Source organism: Phreatobacter stygius, from assembly GCF_005144885.1.
In the GTDB taxonomy this organism is placed as follows: domain Bacteria; phylum Pseudomonadota; class Alphaproteobacteria; order Rhizobiales; family Phreatobacteraceae; genus Phreatobacter; species Phreatobacter stygius.
This window is the reverse complement of the sequence record NZ_CP039690.1, coordinates 1,160,602-1,173,261: the sequence shown is the minus strand read 5'-3', so window position 1 is coordinate 1,173,261 and position 12,660 is coordinate 1,160,602. Positions and strand designations below refer to the sequence as shown.

Sequence of the window (12,660 nt, the reverse complement as noted above, 5' to 3'; positions counted from 1 at the left end):
CTTGCGCGACTCTGTTGCACGCGAGTCTTGCGCTCGTGATCGAAGCTCCCCATACCCAGGGTCTGCCGTGGAGATAGGCCATGACCCAGACCACCGACCGCATTGCCGACGAGTTCGCCAAGTTCATGACCGACGCCGCAGGGCTTGCCCAGGGCTTCAAGCGCGAAGCCGATACTTTCGTGAAGACCCAGGCCGAGCGCATGTTGCGTGATCTCGACTTGCCGACCCGCGAGGAATTCGAGGTCGTGCGAGACATGGCGGTGAAGGCGCGCGAAGAGAACGAGGCGCTGAAGGCCAGGCTCGACGCCTTCGAGGCGAGCCTCGCCAAGGACGCGAAAAGCGCCAAGGCCAAATAGCGCCGGAAGCCAGGCGCCGTGGCGTTAGTCTGACCGGGCTTCAAGCCGGTCAGCGGTCGCGCAGCCCATAGCTGCGGAAGCCCTCCCGGACCCGCTCGATCTCGTCGTCGGGCAGCAATACCGGGCCGCCGATCAGCAGGCTGTGGTAATATTGCCTGGCAATGGTCTCCAGCTCGACAGCAAGCCACATCGCCTTGTCGAGCGAGGCGCCAACCGCGATCTGGCCGTGATTGGCGAGCAGGCAGCCGTTGCGATCGGCGAGCGCTGCCAGCGCATTGTCCGACAGGGCCTTGGTGCCATAGGTCGCGTAATCGGCGCAGCGGATCGTCGGGCCGCCGAAGGCGGCGATCATATAGTGGCAGGCCGGGATCTCCCGGCGCGCCATGGCGAGAATGGTCGCGAAGGTCGAATGGGTGTGGACGATGCCGCCGACGTCGGTCCGCGCGCGCATGATGTCCAGGTGGAACGGCCATTCGGTCGAAGGTTTGAGCGGGCCGGACCAGGCGCCGTCCTCTCGGCCAAGCGGCATCACCGCGATATCGGCCGGTTTCATGCTGTCATAAGGCGTGGCGCTCGGCGTGATTAGCATCACGTCCTTGTAGCGCGCGCTGATATTGCCCGAAGTGCCCTGGTTGAGGCCGCTCGCGTTCATCGCGCGGCACAGGCGGACGATCGCCCGGCGCAGGTCCTGCTCGCTCATCCGATGCTCCCATGAAACGAGGCCGTCGGCTTGCGCCGACGGCCCCGCGAGACGTGCCGCCGGTCAGCCGCGCCGCGGCAAGGGCAGCCATTTTGGCACGACGACGTCGGCATGCTCGAACTGCGGCATCTTCTGGCCGAGGTCCTGCATGTTGGTGATGCTCTTGTCGATCAGGTCGCTGCGGGTGATCAGGGTCGGCGGCACGATCACCTGCTGGCCGGGAAACTCGCCGGTCATGTGCACGGCCAGGGCGCGCACGCAGACCTCGCCGACAACCGCCGGATTGGTCGCGGCGGTCGCCACCCAGGCGCTGTCGGGTTCGCGCATCGCCTGGATGTCGGCGGTCGAGATATCGGCGGAATAGATCTTGATGTCCTTGTTCCTGCCGGCTTCGTCGACGGCGATCTTGACGCCCTTGGCGAACTCGTCATAGGGCGCGAACACCACCTTGATGCCCGGATTGGCCCTGAGCACGGCGCCGGTCTGGTTGGCGACGGCATTGGCGATCGGATTGTCCATGGTGCCCCAGCGGGCAACCTCCCGGATGCCGGGATTGGCGGCTTTCACCTTCTGCCAGGTCTCGTCGCGGCGATCGAGCGGGGCGATGCCGGCGACATAGACATAACCCGCCGGGAAGGCATTGCCGTTGTCCTTGACCGCCTGTTCGAGCGCGAGCCGGGCGAGATCGCGGTCGCTCTGCTCGATCTGCGGCACTTTGGGATTTTCGCAGTTCACGTCGAAGGCGACCACCTTCATGCCGCCGTCGACGGCGCGCGCCACCGCATCCTTCATGGTTTCGGTCAGGCCGTGCTGGACGATGATGCCGTCGACGCCGAGCCCGACCGCCTGTTCCAGCATTTCGCGCTGGAGCGCGGCATCCTGGCGGCTGTCGAAGACACGCAGTTCGATGCCCAGCGCCTTGGCCTGGCGCTCGACGCCGGCGAGATAGGCCTGGAAGAAATCGCCGGTCGAGAGATAGCGGACGAGCGCGATGCGCAGGCCGCCCTTGTCGAAGGGTTTCGGCGCGCCGGGAAGCCCGGCGGCCAGTGCGAAGCGGCCGGACAGGACGAAGGGCGCGGCAGCCGCGGCTGTGAGGATGGTACGACGCTTGATCATGAGCTTTCCTCCGCTGGATTTTCGGCCTTGCCTGCCGGCAGGCCGTTGTTTCACCGAACCCGTGAGGCGATGCCGAAGGTGAAGGCGAGCGCCAGCACGAGAACCAGTCCTTTGACGAAATCCTGGGTGTAATAGGGTGCATTCAGCATGGTCAGGCCGTTGAGCAGCACGCCGACGAACAGCGCGCCGATGGCTGTGCCGAAGGCATTGGGCTTCTTGGCGCCGAGCACGGCGAAACCGATCAGGGCGGCAGCGACCGAGTCGAGCAGCAGCGAATTGCCGGAACTGACATCGCCGCGGCCGACCCGCGCCGCCAGCAGGATGCCGCCGATCGCCGCATAGAGGCTCGAGATCATATAGGCGGTGAACTTGTAGGCGCTGACATTGGCGCCGGCGAGCCGGGCGGCCTGCTCATTGCCGCCGATGGCATACATCATGCGACCCCAGCGCGTGCGTTCCAGGAACACCCAGGTCGCCACCGCCAGCACGATCATGATAACCACCGGCACGGGCACGACATCGGCGATGCGATAGCGGCCGAGCATCAGGAACGACGGCTGGAAGCTGCCATTGGCGATGGCGCCGGAGGGCAGCTGCATGCCGCTGGCGATCGAGCGGCCACCGGTCGGGATCAGCTGCAGCCCGACGATCAGGAACATCATGCCGAGCGTCGCCAGCAGGTCGGGGATCCGGAGCTTGACGATCAGGAAGGCATTGACCGCGCCGACCGCCAGCCCGATGGCGAGGCAGAAGAAGATGGTCTCGACGGTGCCGAGCTTCCACACCACCATGGCATAGGCCGAGGCCATCAGCGACGCGGCGGCGACGCTGCCGATCGACAGGTCGAAGCCGCCGACCACCATCGAGGTGGTGACCCCGAGCGCCAGCAGGGCGACGATCGAAACCGACTGCAGGATGATGAAGACATTGCCGACCCGCAGGAACGACGTCTCCAGCACGGCGAACAGCACGACCATGGCGGCGAGAACGACGAGCAGGCCGTAGCGGATCATGCTGTCGCGGGTCTGTGAGGTCATGATTGATGGGGCCTTGGATTTTCAATGTCCCGAAAGGTCGTCATGGCGGCTCAGGCCGCTTCTTCGTGTTCGATGGCGGCGATCTCTGCGATCAATGCGTCATGGCCGATGGCGTGGACCGGATAGCTCGCGACCGCGCGGAAATCGCGTACCACGACGATGCGGTCGGCGACCTCGAAGGCCTCCTCGATATCGGCGGAGATCACCAGCGTCGCGCGGCCGGCGGCGGTGTCGCGCAGGTGCTGACCGATGTCGCGCCGGGCGGCGATGTCGACGCCCTGGAACGGTTCGTCGAGAATCAGCACCCGGCAGGTGTCGATCAGCCAGCGCGCCAGCACGACCTTCTGCTGGTTGCCGCCGGACAGGGCTTCGATGGCGGCGTCGGGCGAGGGCGCCTTGATGAAGAGCTGCTCGATCTGGTGCAGGGCGACGGACCGCTCGCGGTTCCGGTCGACCAGCCCAAGCCAGGAGAACAGCCTCAGGAAGGGCAAGGTCATGTTCCTGGTGACGCTGGTTTCCGGCAGCAGCGAATTGTTGGCCCGGTCTTCGGACACCATGAAGACGCCGCGCCCGACGGCGTCGGCGGGCGTGCCTGGCGTCCAGTCGGCGCCGTCGAGGCTGATGCGGCCGGCGACCGGCCTGTAGAGGCCGAACAGGCACTGGGCGATCTCGCTCTTGCCCGCGCCGATCAGCCCGGTCAGCACGACGATCTCGTTCTCGCACAGCTGCAGGTCGAACGGCCTCGCATGGGTGGCAAGCTGAACCCTGTCGAAGCGGACCACTTCGCGGCCGGCGATCGCCGCCCGGCGCGTCACGGCCGCGGCGAGATCGCGTCCAAGCATGGCGGAGACCGCCTTGGCGAGGTCGAGCGGCGCTTCGAAAATGCCGGTGAGCCGTCCGTCACGCAGCACCACGGCGCGATCGGCCAGGCGCCGGATATCGGCCATGCGATGGGAGATATAGAGAATGGCGACGCCGGATTGGCGCAGATGCTCGATCGTCGTGAAGAGACGCTCGGCCTCGGCTTCCGACAAGGACGAGGTCGGTTCGTCCAGGATCAGCAGGCGCGGCTCATGGGCCAGCGCCCGGGCAATGGCGACCATTTGCCGGTCGGCCTGGCCAATGTCGCGCACGGCCTTGTCGAGCGGCAGGCGGAGCGCCAGGCTGTCGGCGACCCGGGTGGCACGCAGGCGCATCGAGCGGCGGTCGAGGAATACCGGCGTGCCCGGGGCCGAGAGTTCATCGAGCAGCAGGTTCTCGGCGACGGTGAGATCCTGCACGACGCCGTCATTGATGATCTGGTGCACGGTGAAGATGCCGGCGCGGCGGGCATCGAGCGGCGAACCGAACGCAGCCGGCTTTCCGTCGATCGTGATGGAGCCCTGGTCCGGGCGATAGGCGCCCGACAGGATCTTGACCAAGGTCGATTTGCCGGCGCCGTTGGCGCCCAGCAAGGCGACGATTTCGCCCGGGCGGAGATCCAGCGACACGTCCTCGAGGACGCAATTGGCGCCGAATGTCTTGCCCAGGCCGTCAAGCGTCATAAACGCCCGCTTCATGGCAGGTCGCCCTCGCTTTTTTTGCGTTTCCTCGGGGGTGAGTTGTCGCAAAGGCCGGGGGCCGCCGCCAGCGCCGGACGACTTCTAACTGTTATGAGCGGACCATCAATTGTTGCGGACCAGGGCCCCCGCTACGACTTCGCCCGGAGCCTGGCCTTCGCCACACGGGTTCCGACATCGCCATGCCCCTTGGTTCATCCAAGACATCCAAGGGCTCGGGAGGACAATCCGTGAGCGCATCCGCCACCTATCGCCCGATGGACGATGCCAGCCTTCGGCCCTTTCTCAGTACCATCCCGGCGGTGCCCGACCTGCTCGGCGCCGACCAGGCGCGCTGGCGGGTGCGCGAGGTCGGCGACGGCAATCTGAACCTGGTCTTCATCGTCGAGGGGACCGAGGGGGCGGTGGTGGTCAAGCAGGCCTTGCCCTATGTCCGCCTCGTCGGCGAATCCTGGCCGCTGCCGCTGGAGCGGTCGCATTACGAGCATCGCGCGCTGTGCGAACAGGCACGGCTCGCGCCCGGCCTGGTGCCCGACATCTACCATTTCGACCGCGACCTGGCGCTGATCGTCATGGAGTTCCTGTCGCCGCACATCATCATGCGCAAGGGGCTGGTCCGGGGTATCGAATATCCGCGTTTCGCCGAGGATGTTTCCGAGTTCATGGCGCGCATGCTGTTCGGCACCTCGGTGCTGGCCGGAGCTGCCGCACCCTATAAGGGCCTGGTCGCCGATTTCGCGCCCAATGTCGCGCTCTGCCGGATCACCGAGGACCTTGTCTTCACCGATCCTTATCGTGACGCGCCGCTCAACCGCTGGACCAGCCCTGAGCTCGACAACATGGCCCTGTCCTTCCGCAAGGACGCGCCGCTGAAACGCGCGGCGCAGGCGCGGAAATACCAGTTCATGACCGCGGCCCAGGCGCTGCTGCACGGCGACCTGCACACCGGCTCGGTCATGCTGACGCCCACAAATACCCGTATCATCGATCCGGAATTCGCCTGTGTCGGTCCGATCGGCTTCGATGTCGGCGCCGTGCTCGGCAATCTCATGCTGGCCTATTTCGCCCAGTCCGGCCATGAGACCACGGCCGGCGCGCGCGACGGCTATCGTGAATGGCTGCTGGCGCAGGTGACCCAGGTCTGGCGGCGTTTCGAAGAGCGTTTTATCGCGCTCTGGCGGGACAGCACGGCGGGCGAGGCCTATGTTGCGGGGCTCTTCGCCGACGCGGCGGGACAAGCCGAAATGGCGGTCGAACGAGGCCGTTTCATGCGCACATTGTTTGAGGATTCCGCGGCCTTCGCAGGCCTCAAGATGATCCGGCGGGTTCTGGGCCTCGCCCATGTCGAAGACCTCGAAAGCATAACCGACCCAGCCTTGCGCGCGCGCTCCGAGCGGCGGGCGCTGACGCTGGCGCGCGAACTCGTGGTCGGCGCGGCATCGCTCTCCGGTATTGCCGAGGTGACCGGCATGGCGCGGAGCATCGAACAGGAGATTGCCTGATGCGGATCAATGGTCGCGACTACCGCACCATCTGGCTCGCCGATGACGGCTGGAGCGTCGTCGTCATCGACCAGACCAGGCTGCCGCACTTTTTCGAGGTGCAAAGCCTCGAAACCATGCCTGCCGCCGCCGCCGCCATCCGCGACATGATCGTGCGCGGGGCGCCCCTGATCGGCGCGACCGGCGCCTATGGCATGGCGCTGGCCATGCGCCAGGATGCCTCCGACGGCGCGGTGGCCGAGGCTTTCACCGTCCTCGACGCCACCCGGCCGACAGCGGTCAACCTGCGTTGGGCGCTCGAGCGGATGCGGCGCAGGCTCCTCGCCCATCCGCCGGCCGAGCGCGCCGCGGCGGCTTATGCCGAAGCGGCGGCGATCGCCGATGAAGATGCCGCCGTCTGTTCCGATATCGGCGACCACGGGCTCGGCCTGATCGCGCTGCGTGCGGCCAAGGCGCCCCGGGACCGGCCGTTCCAGATCCTGACCCACTGCAATGCCGGCTGGCTCGCCACCGTCGACTGGGGCACCGCGCTGGCGCCGATCTATAAGGCGCACCGCCAGGGCATTCCGGTCCATGTCTGGGTCGACGAGACCCGGCCGCGCAACCAGGGCGCCAGTCTGACCGCCTGGGAGCTCGCCCGCGAAGGCGTGCCGCATACGGTGATCGTCGACAATGCCGGCGGCCATCTGATGCAGCACGGCATGGTCGACATGTGCATCGTCGGCACCGACCGGACCACCCGCACGGGCGATGTCTGCAACAAGATCGGCACCTATCTGAAGGCCTTGGCGGCGTCCGACAACGGCGTGCCCTTCTATGTCGCGCTGCCGTCCTCGACCATCGACTGGCGCATCGCCGACGGCCTGAGCGAAATCCCGATCGAGGAGCGGGCCGAGCACGAGGTGACACATCTGACCGGCCTGACCGAGGCGGGCGTCCTGCAGACCGTGCAACTGACGCCGGCCGGCAGCCGCGCGGTCAATTATGGCTTCGACGTCACGCCGGCCCGCCTGGTCACCGGCCTGATCACCGAGCGCGGCGTCTGCGCGGCGTCCGAGGCCGGCATTCGCGGCCTGTTTCCCGAAGCCGAGCAAGCGGCTTGACCGAGGTGTTCAGGCGAGCTGCGCCTGGGCGAACAGGGTCTTGACCGCCCGGATGATGTCATTGATGCCGCGCACCGGCGCCCGGTGCTTGCCGGTGACGGCAATGATGCTGCGCAACGGCGTGGGATCGATGATCTCGACCGACTGCAGCTCGCGGGCGCGCAGCTCGGTCTGCAGCGGCAGCACGGGCAAGAGGCCGAAGCCCATGCGGCTGCGGATGAGGTCGACAATGGCGCCGAGGCTGTCGACATCGAGCACATGTTTCAGGCTGACGCCGCATTCGGCGGCGAGTTGGTCGATCAGCCGGCGCGCGCCATGCGGCTGGCCGGGCATGATCAGCGGATAATCGGCGAGCGCCGCAAAGGGGATCTGCCGGACGCCGCCGAAGGCGTCGCCCGGGCCAATGAGGTGGAGGCGCTCCTTGACCACGGTCTCGATCTGCTGGCCGTGGGCTGCCGGCGTGTCATAGATCAACGCCAGGTCGACGCGGCCGCTGGCGAGCCATTCCAGGATATGGCTGCTCAAGGCCTCGACCAGGCGCACCTGCACATGCGGGACCCGTTCGGCGAGGGTCCGCACGACCAGGGCCGAGATGAAGCGCGAGAAGGTCGGGGTCAGCGCGATGACGCACTGGTTGTTGCCGATCTTGCCGAGCTCCTGGCGGGCACTCTGCATGTTGGCGTGGATGTCGCGGGCGCGCTCGTAAAACAGCCGGCCCTGCTCGGTGAGCAGGGCGCCGCGGCCGTTGCGGTAGAACAATTGCGCCACGAGAGCGCCTTCCAGCTCCTTGATATGCCGGCTCAAGGCGGACTGGGTGACGCCGAGGCCGATCGCCGCGCGGGAAAAGCTGGCGGCATCGGCGACGGCCAGGAAACATTCGATCTGCCGAAAACTCAGCGACATGAGGCCCCGCCCATCGGCATTCGCGGTCCTGCCGAAACCCCTAGTCCCGCCGCGCCGCGTCGCTGAGCGCCGCCACGACGATCTGTGGTGCGCTCGCGACGATGATCAGCCCGATCAGGCCAATGGTTTCGATGATGGTGAGCGGCGCACGCGGGAACAGAGCGCCGGCCCGTTCGAACGTCGCCCAGCCCCAAGCCAGCACCGCGCCCAAGGCGGCATAAGCCACGAAGGCCAGGATCACGCGGGCGAGCCGGCCCCAGGTGAAGCCCCAGGACCAGTCGATGAGGCCGCGGGCAAACCCGGTGACCAGGCCGAGCATGACCCCTGATATCGCGCCGCCGAGGAGAAAGCCGGCATCGGCGCCGGTAATGCGCCCATCCAGCATGGAGAAGCCGCCGCCCATGAAACCCGGCCGCGCGATGATGCCGCCAAAGGTCGGGTAGAGTGCCGCGACCAGCACCAGGAGGACCGCCGGGATCAACAGCAGCAGGCGAAACAGAATATTCGGCCGGGTGGCGACGATGGCGACCACCAGCAGGCGCACCAGAACGAAGATGATGGCGAAGGCGAGCGCCGGAAAACGGTCGGCGAAGAAGCCGAAAATCAGGTAGGGGCTGCCGACCGCCGTCTCGATCGACCGCGCGGTGGTGCCGGTGACATAGGTCGCGACGATGGCGCCGAGGGTGACGACAAGCGGCACGAGCGCGCCGATGGCCGCACGTCGATCGATACCGGCCATTGCCAGCTCCCCCCGCAATACACGCCCTGGATGTGGAGCCTAGCAGGCCAGAAGGCAGCCTGGGAATCCTAGGGGAGGTCCTAGGGTCAATGAAGACTTGACCCCAGGCACGTCGCGATCGTCTCAGCCCGGCCAGCGCTGCGCCTTGGAGACCAGGAAGTCGCGGAACACCTGGACGCGGGCGACCGATTTCAGTTCTTCCGGATAGACGAACCAGGCGTCGAGCACCGGCATTTCCTCCTCGTCGAGGATCTGGACCAGGCCCGATCCGTCGTTGACGAGATAGTCGGGCAGTACCGCGACGCCGATGCCGCGCTCGACCGCCGAGACCAGGCCGACAATGTTGTTCATGGTCATGGCGAAGGTGCGCGGCGCGAGGCCGTTGCGCCCGGCCGTCGACAGCCAGGTGACGTTCTGCATGTAGTTCGGCGCGCGTCCGCCAAAGGCCAGGATGCGGTGGCCGTCGAGATCGAGTGCGCTTTTCGGCGTGCCGTGGCGCTTCAGATAGTCGGACGAGGCATAGGCGTGGAACTTGATCTGGAACAGCTTGCGCTGGATCAGGTCAGGCTGCACCGGTTGGCGGACGCGAATGCCGACATCGGCCTCGCGCATCGACAGATCCAGTTCCTCGTCGGTGAGAATCACCTTGATCTGGATATCGGGATAGAGATCCAGGAATTCGCCGAGACGTGGCGCCAGCCAGGCCGTGCCGAGACCGACCGTGGTGGTCACCTTGAGTTCGCCGTGCGGCCGTTCCTTGGAATCGGTCAGTTTGATCTTGGCGCTTTCGAGCTTCATCAGCACGTCTTGCGCCGTGTGATAGAGGAGCTCGCCCTGCTCGGTCAGCACCAGGCCGCGGGCGTGACGATGGAACAGCGGAACCTTCAGGTCCTGTTCCAGCGACGAGACCTGTCGGGATACTGCCGACTGGGACAGTCCCAGCGTGTCAGCGGCATGGGTAAAACTGCCGGCGGCGGCGGCCGCATGAAAAATCCGCAACTTGTCCCAATCCATGGGCTTTCTCCCTCGGGCTGGGTGCTGGCTGACTTATTCTGCGGCTTGGCGGATTGTCGCGTGGTGGGCGAGAAACCGTTCTGCTTCGAGGGCGGCCATGCATCCCATGCCGGCGGCGGTGACCGCCTGGCGATAGATGTCATCGGTGACATCGCCGGCGGCAAAGACGCCGGGGATATCGGTGGCGGTGGAATCGGGCGCGGTCCACAGATAGCCCGACGGCTTCTGCTTGAGCTGCCCGACAAAAAGCTCGACGGCCGGTGCATGACCGATGGCGACAAAAATGCCGTCGACCTTGCGGTCTTCGATGGCGCCCGAACGCAGGTTCTTCAATCGTGCATGGGTGACGCCAGGCGGCGTGTCGTTTCCGCGGATCTCCTCGACGACCGTGTCCCAGACGACTTCGATCTTCGGATGAGCGAACAGGCGCTCCTGCAGGATCTTTTCGGCCTTGAAGGCGTCGCGCCGATGCACGACGGTGACCTTGGAGGCGAAATTGGTCAGGAACAGCGCCTCCTCGACCGCGGTATTGCCGCCGCCGACAACCAGCACCTCCTTGTTGCGGTAGAAGAAGCCGTCGCAAGTGGCGCAAGCCGAGACGCCGAAGCCGCGGAAGGTCTGTTCGGACGGCAGATCGAGCCATTTGGCCTGGGCGCCGGTGCAGATGATCAGGGCATCGGCCGAATAGACGGCGCCCGATTCGCACTCGATCCGGAACGGCCGGGTCTTCAGGTCGACCTTGCTGACATGGTCGGAAATGATGCGGGTGCCGACATGTTCGGCCTGCTTTTGCATCTGTTCCATGAGCCAGGGGCCCTGAATCACGTCGGCAAAGCCCGGATAGTTCTCGACATCGGTCGTGATCGTCATCTGCCCGCCGGGCTGGATGCCTTGGATCATCACCGGCTTCAGCATGGCACGGGCCGCATAGATGGCGGCCGTATAACCGGCGGGGCCGGAGCCAATGATGACAACGCGCTCGTGTTGGACGCCCATGGCGGACTCCGGGCCGGTCAGTGGGAACGGAAGGGAGGAAATAGGACGCGAGTCCGTAAGAACCCTATACTGTTATAGCCATGCGCCCGGCGCAAGGCTCGTCCGGTGATTTTCGCTGATAGCGCGGATTTGTTTGATGAATAGGTCGCGCTTCCGGGCGCATGGTTGCGCCCGGTCGAAAACCCGTTCCGGAATGCGTCTGACGGGTCGGCGCGTCGCGGCTCAGGCCGCGCGGCCGGTAATGAAGCGCACGAATTTCTTGAACTTGCTCGAGCGGGCGTGACGGCCCTGTTCGTGATCGACCACCGCCTGGCTGGTCACCCAGTTCATCTGGATGGCGCGGCGCTTGCCAGCGAAGGGCTCGTGGCCGTGCCAGGATTTGTCCGAGCGCTTGAACACCAGCAGCGTGCCGCCATCGGGCGGGATCTCGGCGGCGAAGTCGTTCAGGTCGGTGCCGTTGTTCAGCACCCGCAGCCGGCCGCCATCGGAATCCCATGCATCGTTCATATAAAGCAGAACGGTGATGATCTTGGTCTCGGAATCGGTGTGGATCTTGCCGTCGGTCGCCCGGGTGAAGCCGCGCACCGTGTACATGGTCGGCTTGCCGGTCAGGTCGACGCCGAACTTCTCCTCGATCGCCTTGCGGAACGGCGCCTGGTCGAGCTCGGCCATCAGGCCGGCGAAATCGCCCTTGATGGTCAGGACGGACGGCGGGTGCGAGCCTGGGCCAGGCACGTCGGGATAGTCCTTCAGGACGTCCTGAAGCCGCTCGGGGCGGACGAAATTGCGCACCACCAGATAGTCGTAAGGGGCGGTCTCGACGGGCGTCGCGCGGAAACGCTCAATATCAATGAAGCTCATCTGAGGGTCTCTCGATCTCGGTCAATGGCCCAACATATGATGTCTCGCGCGACATCTGTCCATGTGGCGACCCACACAACAGAATCGTTCTTGTCTGCGAGGGCGACGAGGCCGCCGGGCGCAACGCGATGTTGTCGTGGCCGCAACAGTGTCATTGCGCATGACGTGGCTGACGCGAAATTTTGTTGCGCGGCGAACCCGGCTGGGCTATCCGGCAAGCCTGTTCCTGCCCCTTCCCCGACATTGGAGACGCGCCCCCGTGAAGGCCCGCCTGGACGCGATCGATTGGAAGATTCTGAAGGAGCTGCAGGCCGACGGGCGCATCACCAATGTCGAATTGGCGAGCCGGGTCGGCATCTCGGCGCCGCCTTGCCTGCGGCGCGTGCGCGCGCTCGAGGAGATGGGCGTCATTCTCGGTTATCGGGCGCTGGTCGCCGGCGCCAAGCTCGGCTACGGCGTCACGGTGTTCGCGATGGTGCATCTGGCGAGCCAGGCCGAGGCCGATCTCAATGCCTTCGCCGCCAAGGTCAGGGCATGGCCGATCGTGCGCGAGTGCCATACGGTTTCCGGCGATTTCGACTTCGTCATGAAATGTGTCGCACCGGACCTGTCGAGCTTCCAGGCCTTTGTCGGCGAGCTGACGGCCACCCCCAATGTCCGCAATGTGCGCACCGTCCTGACCCTCAACCAGGTGAAAGACGAGGCGGCCGTGCCGATGGAGATCGCGCCGGCCGGCTGATTGCCGCGGCGCCAGCGAGCACGGGCGGCCTCTGA

13 protein-coding genes are annotated in these 12,660 nt (G+C 65.9%); 4 read left to right on the top strand and 9 right to left on the bottom strand.

Annotated elements, in window-relative coordinates; translation table 11 throughout:
- The first annotated feature begins 80 nt into the window (after positions 1-80).
- A complete protein-coding gene (locus tag E8M01_RS05460; protein WP_136959195.1) occupies positions 81-356 on the top strand; it encodes an accessory factor UbiK family protein in 276 nt (91 codons plus the stop codon).
- A gap of 49 nt (positions 357-405) precedes the next feature.
- Here the strand turns inward: E8M01_RS05460 and E8M01_RS05455 are convergent, their stop codons facing one another.
- From E8M01_RS05455 to E8M01_RS05440, 4 genes are all read right to left on the bottom strand, one after another.
- Positions 406-1,056, bottom strand: a complete 651-nt coding sequence (locus E8M01_RS05455; RefSeq protein ID WP_136959194.1) for a class II aldolase/adducin family protein — start codon at positions 1,054-1,056, stop codon at positions 406-408.
- A gap of 63 nt (positions 1,057-1,119) precedes the next feature.
- Entirely contained in the window at positions 1,120-2,172 is a 1,053-nt protein-coding gene (locus E8M01_RS05450; RefSeq protein ID WP_136959193.1) for a substrate-binding domain-containing protein, read from the bottom strand.
- Positions 2,173-2,222: 50 nt separating this feature from the next.
- The gene (locus E8M01_RS05445) at positions 2,223-3,209 is read right to left on the bottom strand and encodes an ABC transporter permease (protein WP_136959192.1); all 987 of its coding nucleotides are present in this window, start codon (positions 3,207-3,209) and stop codon (positions 2,223-2,225) included.
- 50 nt (positions 3,210-3,259) lie between these two features.
- Positions 3,260-4,768 carry a sugar ABC transporter ATP-binding protein gene (locus tag E8M01_RS05440; protein ID WP_136959191.1) on the bottom strand — a complete coding sequence of 503 codons (1,509 nt, stop codon included), beginning with the start codon at positions 4,766-4,768 and terminating at the stop codon, positions 3,260-3,262.
- Between the two features lie 230 nt (positions 4,769-4,998).
- Between E8M01_RS05440 and mtnK the strand changes: the two genes are divergently transcribed.
- Both mtnK and mtnA read left to right on the top strand, forming a co-directional pair.
- Positions 4,999-6,270 carry an S-methyl-5-thioribose kinase gene (mtnK, locus tag E8M01_RS05435; protein ID WP_342778683.1) on the top strand — a complete coding sequence of 424 codons (1,272 nt, stop codon included), beginning with the start codon at positions 4,999-5,001 and terminating at the stop codon, positions 6,268-6,270.
- Positions 6,270-7,373: an S-methyl-5-thioribose-1-phosphate isomerase gene (gene mtnA, locus E8M01_RS05430; RefSeq protein ID WP_136959189.1), complete on the top strand. Its 1,104-nt coding sequence runs from the start codon at positions 6,270-6,272 to the stop codon at positions 7,371-7,373. The genes mtnK and mtnA overlap by 1 nt, the downstream gene beginning before the upstream one ends.
- A 9-nt stretch (positions 7,374-7,382) precedes the next feature.
- Here the strand turns inward: mtnA and E8M01_RS05425 are convergent, their stop codons facing one another.
- The 5 genes from E8M01_RS05425 to E8M01_RS05405 all read right to left on the bottom strand — a co-directional run bounded on the left by E8M01_RS05425 (position 7,383) and on the right by E8M01_RS05405 (position 11,886).
- Positions 7,383-8,276: a LysR substrate-binding domain-containing protein gene (locus E8M01_RS05425; protein ID WP_136959188.1), complete on the bottom strand. Its 894-nt coding sequence runs from the start codon at positions 8,274-8,276 to the stop codon at positions 7,383-7,385.
- Positions 8,277-8,316: 40 nt separating this feature from the next.
- On the bottom strand, positions 8,317-9,015 hold the full coding sequence (locus E8M01_RS05420) for a hypothetical protein (RefSeq protein WP_136959187.1): 699 nt from the start codon (positions 9,013-9,015) through the stop codon (positions 8,317-8,319).
- Positions 9,016-9,138: 123 nt separating this feature from the next.
- A complete protein-coding gene (locus E8M01_RS05415; RefSeq protein ID WP_136959186.1) occupies positions 9,139-10,029 on the bottom strand; it encodes a LysR family transcriptional regulator in 891 nt (296 codons plus the stop codon).
- Between the two features lie 33 nt (positions 10,030-10,062).
- Positions 10,063-11,025: a thioredoxin-disulfide reductase gene (gene trxB, locus E8M01_RS05410; protein WP_136959185.1), complete on the bottom strand. Its 963-nt coding sequence runs from the start codon at positions 11,023-11,025 to the stop codon at positions 10,063-10,065.
- Positions 11,026-11,247: 222 nt separating this feature from the next.
- Positions 11,248-11,886 (bottom strand): 2OG-Fe(II) oxygenase, encoded by a 639-nt coding sequence (locus tag E8M01_RS05405; RefSeq protein WP_136959184.1) that lies wholly within the window; start codon positions 11,884-11,886, stop codon positions 11,248-11,250.
- Between the two features lie 259 nt (positions 11,887-12,145).
- Here E8M01_RS05405 and E8M01_RS05400 point away from each other — a divergent pair, with 259 nt between their 5' ends.
- Positions 12,146-12,625, top strand: coding sequence for an Lrp/AsnC family transcriptional regulator (locus E8M01_RS05400; protein ID WP_136959183.1), 480 nt, complete (start codon positions 12,146-12,148; stop codon positions 12,623-12,625).
- The last annotated feature ends 35 nt before the right edge of the window (positions 12,626-12,660 follow it).

What these genes read in the sequence shown, in the direction of transcription:
- E8M01_RS05405 (WP_136959184.1), bottom strand. Translation starts at nt 11,886, where the DNA reads ATGAGCTTCATTGATATTGAGCGTTTCCGCGCGACGCCCGTCGAGACC.
- E8M01_RS05455 (WP_136959194.1), bottom strand. Translation starts at nt 1,056, where the DNA reads ATGAGCGAGCAGGACCTGCGCCGGGCGATCGTCCGCCTGTGCCGCGCG.
- E8M01_RS05460 (WP_136959195.1), top strand. Translation starts at nt 81, where the DNA reads ATGACCCAGACCACCGACCGCATTGCCGACGAGTTCGCCAAGTTCATG.
- E8M01_RS05425 (WP_136959188.1), bottom strand. Translation starts at nt 8,276, where the DNA reads ATGTCGCTGAGTTTTCGGCAGATCGAATGTTTCCTGGCCGTCGCCGAT.
- E8M01_RS05415 (WP_136959186.1), bottom strand. Translation starts at nt 10,029, where the DNA reads ATGGATTGGGACAAGTTGCGGATTTTTCATGCGGCCGCCGCCGCCGGC.
- E8M01_RS05445 (WP_136959192.1), bottom strand. Translation starts at nt 3,209, where the DNA reads ATGACCTCACAGACCCGCGACAGCATGATCCGCTACGGCCTGCTCGTC.
- mtnA (WP_136959189.1), top strand. Translation starts at nt 6,270, where the DNA reads ATGCGGATCAATGGTCGCGACTACCGCACCATCTGGCTCGCCGATGAC.
- E8M01_RS05450 (WP_136959193.1), bottom strand. Translation starts at nt 2,172, where the DNA reads ATGATCAAGCGTCGTACCATCCTCACAGCCGCGGCTGCCGCGCCCTTC.
- E8M01_RS05420 (WP_136959187.1), bottom strand. Translation starts at nt 9,015, where the DNA reads ATGGCCGGTATCGATCGACGTGCGGCCATCGGCGCGCTCGTGCCGCTT.
- trxB (WP_136959185.1), bottom strand. Translation starts at nt 11,025, where the DNA reads ATGGGCGTCCAACACGAGCGCGTTGTCATCATTGGCTCCGGCCCCGCC.
- E8M01_RS05440 (WP_136959191.1), bottom strand. Translation starts at nt 4,768, where the DNA reads ATGAAGCGGGCGTTTATGACGCTTGACGGCCTGGGCAAGACATTCGGC.